Source organism: Neolewinella lacunae (genome assembly GCF_014349155.1).
In the GTDB taxonomy this organism is placed as follows: domain Bacteria; phylum Bacteroidota; class Bacteroidia; order Chitinophagales; family Saprospiraceae; genus Neolewinella; species Neolewinella lacunae.
The window spans coordinates 38,801-45,901 of the sequence record NZ_JACSIT010000029.1; the positions used below are offsets into that span (position 1 = coordinate 38,801).

The window sequence follows — 7,101 nt, forward strand, 5'->3', positions numbered from 1 at the left end:
TCTAAGATTATTGTCATGAAAAGAATTTTTACGACCATTTTTATTTTTTGCTTCGCTATTGCTTTAGGAAACGCTCAGAGAGTGATGGAGTGGAGTATCGGTACCCCACAGGTAAGTTGTGGAGCCACTCCTGAGATTTGCTTCCCACTCTTAATCTCACTCGATGATGCCACGGGCACTCCTGAGCTAGGTACAAGCACGCTCCGGTTTTTCTATGACTCCGGACTGCTAGGAAATCTTGATGTCACAAACGTCCAGAGTAACTATACGGTGAGTCCTCCAATTCAAAGTAATCCAGTTTTTGGCGATCCATTAAATTTTTCTACGGGTAGTGGGACCTTTGTCGCCTTAAATATTTTGGAAAACACTACTACACCCATCGGCTTGAGTACGACTCCTGTGCGTGTGCTAGATATTTGTTTTACCATTTTGGCGGATGTTTCAAATACTCTATGCACGCCGATTGTTTTTGACAATAATCACGTCGGTGCAGGTCAAGGTATTGCCTCAGATGATGGCTATTTGAACAATGATGCCGGTATTGTGGGTACCTACTACCTGAACCAAAACTATACTAACCTAAACCTGGCCGATGACGAAGTGGAAAACTTCTTATATGAAGTAAATCCTGGTTTTGACGGAAGGCTGGACGCCTTTGCTGATAATCTTGGGATGACTGCTACTACCGGGTGTTTAGAAATGGTATGTGCTGCACAGGTTGCCCTTTTGAAGAGTGGCGTTTTTGAAGACGAGAGCGGCAACGGCTTTGCCGAGGAAGGGGAGACGATTACCTACAGCTTCACCGTTACGAATACGGGTAATGCTATCCTGACGGACCTGAACATCGACGATGCGACGATCAACGTCACCGACTTGGTGGTGGTACCGTCCACGCTCGCTCCGGGCGAGGTGGGTATGGCTACGGCCAGCTACGTAGTGACCCAAGCGGACATTGACGCTGGCGGCGTTTACAACCTGGCGACGGTTACGGGAACGGACCCCAACGGCGACCCGGTTACGGACGATTCCGAAGACCCCAACCCCCTGGATCCCACCGATCCGAACTATGACCCCACCTGCCCCGACTGTACGTTCACTGAGCTGGACCCCAACCCGGAGGTAATGCTCCTCAAGGCGGGTGTTTTTGAAGACGAGAGCGGCAACGGCTTTGCCGAAGCAGGGGAGACGATCACCTACAGCTTCACGGTCACGAACACGGGTAACGTCACGCTGACGGACCTGAACATTGATGACGCGACGATCAACGTGGTTGACCTGGTGGTGGTACCGTCCACGCTCGCTCCTGGCGAGGTGGGTACTGCTACGACCAGCTACCCCGTTACGCAAGCGGATATCGACGCCGGCGGCGTGTACAACCTGGCTACGGTTACGGGAACGGACCCCAACGGTGACCCGGTCACGGATGAGTCCGAAGACCCCAACCCGCTGGATCCCACCGATCCGAACTACGACCCCACCTGCCCCGACTGTACGTTCACCGAGCTGGACCCCAACCCGGAGGTAATGCTCCTCAAGGCGGGTGTTTTTGAAGACGAGAGCGGCAACGGCTTTGCCGAGGAAGGGGAGACCATCACCTACAGCTTCACGGTCACGAACACGGGCAACGTTACGCTGACGAACCTGAACATCGACGACGCGACGATCAACGTGGTTGATCTGGTGGTGGTACCGTCCACGCTCGCTCCCGGCGAGGTAGGTATGGCTACGGCCAGCTACCCCGTTACGCAGGCGGACATTGACGCCGGCGGCGTGTACAACCTGGCTACGGTTACGGGAACGGACCCCGACGGCGACCCGGTTACGGATGAGTCCGAAGACCCCAACCCGCTGGATCCCACCGATCCGAACTACGACCCGACCTGCCCCGACTGTACGTTCACCGAGCTGGACCCCAACCCGGAGGTAATGCTCCTCAAGGCGGGTGTTTTTGAAGACGAGAGCGGCAACGGTTTTGCCGAGGAAGGCGAGACCATCACCTACAGCTTCACGGTCACGAACACGGGCAACGTCACATTGACTGACCTGAACATCGACGACGCAACGATCAACGTCACGGATCTGGTGGTGGTACCCTCCACGCTCGCTCCTGGCGAGGTGGGCACGGCTACGGCCAGCTACGTAGTGACCCAGGCGGACATTGACGCTGGCGGCGTGTACAACCTGGCGACGGTTACGGGTACGGACCCCAACGGCGACCCGGTCACGGATGAGTCCGAAGACCCCAACCCGCTGGACCCCACCGATCCGAACTACGACCCCACCTGCCCCGACTGTACGTTCACCGAACTGGACCCCAACCCGGAGGTCATGCTGCTGAAGTCAGGTGTTTTTGCCGACGAGAGCGGCAACGGCTTTGCTGAGGAAGGGGAGACGATCACCTACAGCTTCACGGTCACGAACACGGGTAACGTCACGCTGACGAACCTGAACATTGACGATGCGACGATCAACGTCACGGACCTGGTGGTGGTACCGTCCACGCTCGCTCCTGGCGAAGTGGGTACGGCTACGGCCAGCTACGTGGTGACCCAGGCAGACATTGACGCCGGTGGGGTGTACAACCTGGCGACGGTTACGGGTACGGACCCCGACGGCGACCCGGTCACGGATGAATCAGAAGACCCCAACCCGCTGGATCCCACCGATCCGAACTACGACCCCACCTGCCCTGACTGTACGTTCACCGAACTGGACCCCAACCCAGAGGTGATGTTGCTGAAATCCGGTGTCTTTGCGGACGAGAGCGGCAACGGCTTTGCCGAGGAAGGGGAGACGATCACCTACAGCTTTACGGTCACGAATACGGGTAACGTTACGCTGACGAACCTGAACATTGATGACGCGACGATCAACGTGGTTGACCTGGTGGTGGTACCGTCCACGCTGGCTCCTGGCGAAGTGGGTATGGCTACGGCCAGCTACCCCGTTACGCAGGCGGACATTGACGCTGGCGGCGTGTACAACCTGGCGACGGTTACGGGTACGGACCCCAACGGTGACCCGGTCACGGACGATTCCGAAGACCCCAACCCGCTGGATCCCACCGATCCGAACTACGACCCCACCTGCCCCGACTGTACGTTCACCGAGCTGGACCCCAACCCGGAGGTGATGCTGCTGAAATCGGGCGTCTTTACCGACGAGAGCGGCAACGGCTTTGCCGAGGAAGGAGAGACGATCACCTACAGCTTTACGGTTACGAACACGGGTAACGTTACGCTGACGAACCTGAACATCGATGACGCGACGATCAACGTGGTTGACCTGGTGGTGGTACCGTCCACGCTCGCTCCGGGCGAGGTGGGTTTGGCTACGGCCAGCTACCCCGTTACGCAAGCGGACATTGACGCTGGCGGCGTGTACAACCTGGCTACGGTTACGGGTACGGACCCCAACGGTGACCCGGTTACGGACGATTCCGAAGACCCCAACCCCCTGGATCCCACCGATCCGAACTATGACCCCACCTGCCCCGACTGTACGTTCACCGAGCTGGACCCCAACCCGGAGGTGATGCTCCTCAAGGCGGGTGTTTTTGAAGACGAGAGCGGCAACGGCTTTGCCGAAGCAGGGGAGACGATCACCTACAGCTTCACGGTCACGAACACGGGCAACGTTACGCTGACGGACCTGAACATTGACGACGCGACGATCAACGTCACGGACCTGGTGGTGGTACCCTCCACGCTCGCTCCCGGCGAGATGGGCACGGCTACGGCCAGCTACGTAGTGACCCAAGCGGACATTGACGCTGGCGGCGTGTACAACCTGGCTACGGTTACGGGTATGGATCCGGATGACAATCCAGTCACGGATGAGTCCGAAGACCCCAACCCACTGGATCCCACCGATCCCAACTACGACCCCACCTGCCCCGACTGCACGTTCACCGAGCTGGACCCTAACCCAGAGGTGATGCTGCTGAAATCCGGCGTCTTTGCCGACGAGAGCGGCAATGGCTTTGCTGAGGAAGGCGAGACGATCACCTACAGCTTCACGGTTACGAACACGGGCAACGTCATACTGACGGACCTAAACATCGATGATGCGACGATCAACGTCACGGACCTGGTGGTGGTACCCTCCACGCTCGCTCCCGGCGAGATGGGCACGGCTACGGCCAGCTACGTTGTGACCCAAGCGAACATTGACGCTGGCGGCGTGTACAACCTGGCTACGGTCACGGGTAACGACCCCGACGGCGACCCGGTCACGGACGATTCCGAAGACCCCAACCCACTGGATCCCACCGATCCGAACTACGACCCCACCTGCCCCGACTGTACGTTCACCGAGCTGGACCCCAACCCCGAGGTGATGTTGCTGAAGTCAGGTGTCTTTGCCGACGAGAGCGGCAATGGCTTTGCCGAGGAAGGGGAGACCATCACCTACAGCTTCACGGTTACGAACACGGGTAATGTCACGCTGACGAACCTGAACATCGACGATGCGACGATCAACGTCACCGACCTGGTGGTAGTACCGTCCACGGTGGCTCCGGGTGAAGTAGGCACGGCTACGGCCAGCTACGTGGTGACCCAAGCGGACATTGACGCTGGCGGCGTGTACAACCTGGCTACGGTTACGGGTAACGACCCCGACGGCGACCCGGTCACGGACGAGTCCGAAGACCCCAACCCGCTGGATCCCACCGATCCGAACTATGACCCCACCTGCCCCGACTGTACGTTCACCGAGTTGGACCCCAACCCAGAGGTGATGTTGCTGAAGTCGGGCGTTTTTGCCGACGAGAGCGGCAACGGCTTTGCCGAGGAAGGCGAGACGATCACCTACAGCTTCACGGTTACGAACACGGGCAACGTCACGCTGACGGACCTGAACATCGATGATGCCACGATTAACGTTACGGATCTGGTGGTGGTACCGTCCACGCTCGCTCCGGGCGAGGTGGGTTTGGCTACGGCCAGCTATCCCGTAACGACGACGGATATCAACGCCGGTGGTGTAAGCAACCTGGCTACGGTTACGGGTATGGATCCGAATGACAATCCGGTCACGGACGATTCCGAAGACCCCAACCCGCTGGATCCCACCGATCCGAACTACGATCCCACCTGCCCAGACTGTACGTTCACCGAGCTGGACCCCAGCCCGGAGGTAATGCTCCTCAAGGCGGGTGTTTTTGAAGACGAGAGCGGTGATGGTTTTGCCCAAGAGGGTGAGACGATTACCTACAGCTTTACGGTTACGAACACGGGCAACGTCACGCTGACGGACCTGAACATCGATGATGCCACGATTAATGTTACGGATCTGGTGGTGGTACCGTCCACGCTCGCTCCGGGCGAGGTGGGTATGGCTACGGCCAGCTACGTGGTGACCCAGGCGGATATTGACGGCGGCGGCGTTTACAACCTGGCGACGGTTACGGGTAACGACCCCGACGGCGACCCGGTCACTGATGATTCCGAAGACCCCAACCCGCTGGATCCCACCGATCCAAACTACGATCCCACCTGCCCCGACTGTACATTCACTGAGCTTAACTTTGAAGTCGCAATAGAATTGGAGAAAGTTGGTACGTTCGCAGACGAGAATGGTGATGGTTTCGCCCAAGTAGGTGAGACGATTACTTACAGCTTCACGGTAACGAATACTGGCGCTGCGCCACTTACTAACGTGACGATTAATGACCCAATAGTTGACGTAGATGGAGGACCGATTGCGGTTCTTGGAATAGGAGAAAGTGACAACACCACTTTCACAGCCTCCTATGTATTGACACAGGCAGATATCAATGCTGGTGAAGTGATTAATCAAGCAATTGTAACGGGAACTGATCCTTCCGGCGAGGACGTTTCGGATGAATCGGATGACCCGAATGACTTCGAAAACGTTGACCCAGATAACGATGGTGATCCTGACGATCCAACTGTAGTCACCGTTATTTCGCCAGATGTAAATGTTGCCTGCATAAGCTTCCTCAATGTTACACTTGATGCAGATTGCCAAGCAGTAGTGATTCCTGAAATGGTCCTTTCAGGCAGTTTCCAAGCCATTATAGATGATTTATCCATTTCCATCAATGGAGAAAATACCAACATCATCGGGTCTTGCGGCAACTTCACTTACATGGTGACTTACACGGGAGATAGTGACGATGTTGATTTCACTACTTGTTGGGGAACCATCTTCGCCGAAGATAAGACGCCACCGGCGGTTGTCACGGAGGTAGAAGATGTAGACCTGCTCTGCGTTGACCTGGACGACAATACACTGACGACGCTTCCTTCTGCGGTTAGCAAGTGCTACGAAGTCTTCTCTGCCACGGGCGCTACGGTTCCCGGTACGATGGCTCCCCAGTTGCGGGCCCGCCTGCTGGCCGGTGGGCTGACGCCGCTGCTGCCTACCTTCACGGACGGCTGCACGGACCGCATCCGGGTATGTGTCAACGACGTCGTCGCTTACGATGCCATCGACCCCCTGTGTGAGGACGTCATCCTGACTCGGACCTTCACGGCTACCGAAATTGCCGTCTGCCCGACGGCAGCTGGCGAAGCCAACGCGAGCGTAACGTCTTCCTTCCGCATCATCTTCAACCGTCCGACGCTGGAAGACCTTGACGATTCTGCCATTGAGCCAGTAGTTGAATTTGAGCAGTGTGGCGTTGCTAACCCCACGCGGGCCAACTACCCCGCACCGCGCCCTGCGGACTTCCCTGCGCTGAACATCGGTGACCGTATTTTCAACCTGACGGCTGGCGAAGCGATCTGCAACATCGGCGTGACCTACGCCGACGGCGAAGCGATCGTGACCTGCCCCTTCACCTACAAGTTCATCCGGACCTATACGGTCATCGACTGGTGCAACCCGGGCGACGTGCGCACCTTCACCCAGGTGGTGAAAGTGGGCGACACGACGCCACCGGTCTTCACCGGCCCGAGCCAGGACCGCAACTTTGACGGCATCACCGACGCCGACCTGGTTTACACGACCAATGCGGGCAACATCTGTGCCGCTTACCTCCGCCTCGACGCCGCCGGTGTCCGCGCGGTAGACAACTGCTCGGGAACCAACGTAACGATCACGGCCAACATCTACCCCGGTGCTGACCTGAAC

At 57.6% G+C, this 7,101-nt stretch carries 1 protein-coding gene; it reads left to right on the plus strand.

The window, feature by feature from the left end:
* Window positions 1-522: 522 nt before the first annotated feature.
* The coding region (locus H9S92_RS00270; protein WP_454557402.1) for a DUF7507 domain-containing protein at window positions 523-7,101 on the plus strand (6,579 nt) is incomplete at its 3' end.